This is a genomic window from Haladaptatus sp. W1, assembly GCF_001723155.1.
In the GTDB taxonomy this organism is placed as follows: domain Archaea; phylum Halobacteriota; class Halobacteria; order Halobacteriales; family Haladaptataceae; genus Haladaptatus; species Haladaptatus paucihalophilus.
Genome location: NZ_MEIH01000028.1, coordinates 1 through 2,364 on the forward strand (window position 1 = coordinate 1; position 2,364 = coordinate 2,364).

4 protein-coding genes and 1 pseudogene are annotated in these 2,364 nt (G+C 57.2%); 1 reads left to right on the forward strand and 4 read right to left on the reverse strand.

Annotated features, from left to right (window positions below; all coding sequences use genetic code 11):
* The first annotated feature begins 388 nt into the window (after positions 1-388).
* The gene (locus tag BG842_RS01405; RefSeq protein WP_254662819.1) at positions 389-997 is read left to right on the forward strand and encodes a M48 family metallopeptidase; all 609 of its coding nucleotides are present in this window, start codon (positions 389-391) and stop codon (positions 995-997) included.
* A gap of 16 nt (positions 998-1,013) precedes the next feature.
* On the opposite strand, the gene BG842_RS01410 is transcribed toward BG842_RS01405, so the two are convergent.
* The 4 genes and pseudogenes from BG842_RS01410 to BG842_RS32890 form a co-directional block, all read right to left on the reverse strand.
* Positions 1,014-1,382, reverse strand: a complete 369-nt coding sequence (locus BG842_RS01410) for a hypothetical protein (protein WP_069449383.1) — start codon at positions 1,380-1,382, stop codon at positions 1,014-1,016.
* A gap of 239 nt (positions 1,383-1,621) precedes the next feature.
* The gene (locus tag BG842_RS01415; RefSeq protein ID WP_069449384.1) at positions 1,622-1,918 is read right to left on the reverse strand and encodes a hypothetical protein; all 297 of its coding nucleotides are present in this window, start codon (positions 1,916-1,918) and stop codon (positions 1,622-1,624) included.
* Positions 1,918-2,181 (reverse strand): hypothetical protein, encoded by a 264-nt coding sequence (locus BG842_RS30835; protein ID WP_069449385.1) that lies wholly within the window; start codon positions 2,179-2,181, stop codon positions 1,918-1,920. Before BG842_RS30835 ends, BG842_RS01415 begins: the two co-directional genes overlap by 1 nt.
* Before the next feature lie 37 nt (positions 2,182-2,218).
* Positions 2,219-2,332, reverse strand: a pseudogene (locus tag BG842_RS32890) (molybdopterin dinucleotide binding domain-containing protein); the annotation flags it as partial.
* Positions 2,333-2,364: the final 32 nt, after the last annotated feature.

The following is a 2,364-nucleotide window of genomic DNA, read 5'->3' on the forward strand; positions in this document are numbered from 1 at the left end:
AAATCATCATCAAATAGAAGACCAGACTTTGCACCTTTAGCAAAGAAATCATTCGTTCCAGGGGGAATCAGATCGTCTGGAGCATCATCATTGTACCCAAGAGAGGCACCAGCTCCTAAGATATATGTCCTCGTCATTCAGTTAAGAATACTTCCTGATCACAATAAATTGTCTGCATGTAATATGGTAGGTAGTGTGAGTTTACATCAAAATAGATTGCTATATGAACATAATCGATACCAATCACACAACCAATTGAGCAACTCTTAAAGCGGAGCCTAATGGAAAATCCAAACGAGAGCAAGACTTACTACCAAATTACAGAGAAAAGGCGGCAGTATCTCGCTGGCGAGCTTGAGACAGATGAGCTGGAAGATTAGCTGTGTTCGTGGATGCTGTAGTTGGCTACGACGACGGTGAACCCGTCGTCGCGTTCGACCCGCTCCTCCCGCAAATCGTCGGGCGAGTAGGCGTGAGTGCGTTGTTCGCACACGAACTCGGTCATCTAGGAACGGATATCCACACGGACGCGATTCGTGCGTACACTCCCCAGATACTCGGTTTCAGCGCGTTCTGGCTCGTCGTTCTTGCAGGACGCGGCCCGTTCGTAGCCGCCGTCGGCTCGCTGTTGTTCAGCGCGCTTGCGTTCATCGAAGAGCGACCAATCCGCCTCGTTCGGTATGCATTCGGGTTGGGTGTCGAACCACTCGCACTCGCGCTGAGTCGGTATGCGAATCGAATGGAAGAGTACCGTGCGGACGCCTACGCCGCCCACGTCGTGGACCCCGAAACGCTCGCCGATGCGCTCTACCGAGTCGCAGCTATCGCAACTGGCGAGAACATCGAGGATATTGCTGGCCCGGTTCCGTGGAACACGGATCGTTCACTCCTCTTTTCCTTGTTCGCAACCCATCCATCGATAGAGAACCGCGTGGCTCGACTCGGCTGTGATATCCCCACGTGGGCCAGTCCATATCGTCCGCGTCAAATCGCATAACAACACAGTCGGGGTGTCACTCGGTGTAGTACCGCTGTGGTTCGACGAGAGAAGTAAAATCGAAATCGGCTTCGAGTATCCGCATTCGGTCCGTAGTATCGACGGTTCGTCGATCATCGGTCGTGTATTCGAGCAGTCCGTGGTCGACGAGCTTCGGCAGTTGAGCGTGTGATAGCGATGTATACACCGGTTTCATCGACTCCCCATTGACCTCCGACAGCGGGACATCCGCTTCCCATGCAGTAGTCTGGCGCGCGAGTTCGGTGAGCGTCACCGGATGGTTCTGCTGTCGGAGATACGCTAAGACGAACTGGCGACGAGGGTTTCGAAGTACGTCGAAGACGATATCTGGCGAGAACGTCCGTTGGTTATTCGGTGTTTTCATTACTACACAGGCATATGATACGAAGTGGAGTAAAACCTTCTCCAATTCTCACGTGCTGAAAACACATTTATTACAATCCCATCGAAAAGAAACATATCGTGGCACGTCCAACTCGATTCGGTCGAAACCGTGAGCGACTGTTTTCCGCTGCGCCACCCCTCGCTAGTGGCTTCCTCGTTTTGCACGGTCGGCGGGAACTGTCGGTGCTCGCCGACCATCCGGAAGTATTTCGCCACCAGTTATTCGACCGACGGAGTCGTCGCGTGGGCCGATGCGAACGGCGGAACGTAGTGCGTTCCCGGGACGACGAAGAGGTTCTCGTAGGCGAACGAGAGCGCTTCGTCGTCGAGGTCGTCGAGCGGCGTGCAGTCGATATCGCCCGGGAGCGTCGAGGCGAGACGGCAGAACACGCCGTCGTCTCTCGCTTCGATAAGCGCCGCCACATCGCCGTCGAATATCGCGGCGAAGAGGCCGTAGACGTTGGCTCGTGAGCGCGCGAACGTCGTCTGGTCGACGTCGTCGGACAGCGCCGTCATCAGTGACCACCTCCGTCGAGGCGTTCGACGTCGACGAACGCGTCGAATTGGGCGCTACTGCCGCCGACGAGGTCGCTCAGCCCGGCGTTGCCCAGGGCGTGGTCGAACGGTTGGACATGGTTGATCGCAAACCCGGCGTCGCGACCCTTGGCGATTCCCGCGTCCTCGGACATCGGGCGGTCGAACTGGTACGGTGTGTGACCGTACCCTTCGACCGATTCCGTCGTCGTTCCGTCGACGGGTCTGGGCGACGGCGCCGTCACCCTCGCGCCCCCATCCCCACATCGCGCCGACGACACCGGGACGGATTCCGTTCGTGACCATCGCCATCCCTTCGACGGTCCGCCGACCGGCGTCGATGCGGATGTGGTCGCCGTTCTCGATGTCGCGCTCGTCCGCGTCGACCGGATTCATCCAGAGCGGGTTCTCCGGGCGCGTTTCGCGGA

What these genes read in the sequence shown, in the direction of transcription:
- BG842_RS01410 (WP_069449383.1), bottom strand. Translation starts at nt 1,382, where the DNA reads ATGAAAACACCGAATAACCAACGGACGTTCTCGCCAGATATCGTCTTC.
- BG842_RS01415 (WP_069449384.1), bottom strand. Translation starts at nt 1,918, where the DNA reads ATGACGGCGCTGTCCGACGACGTCGACCAGACGACGTTCGCGCGCTCA.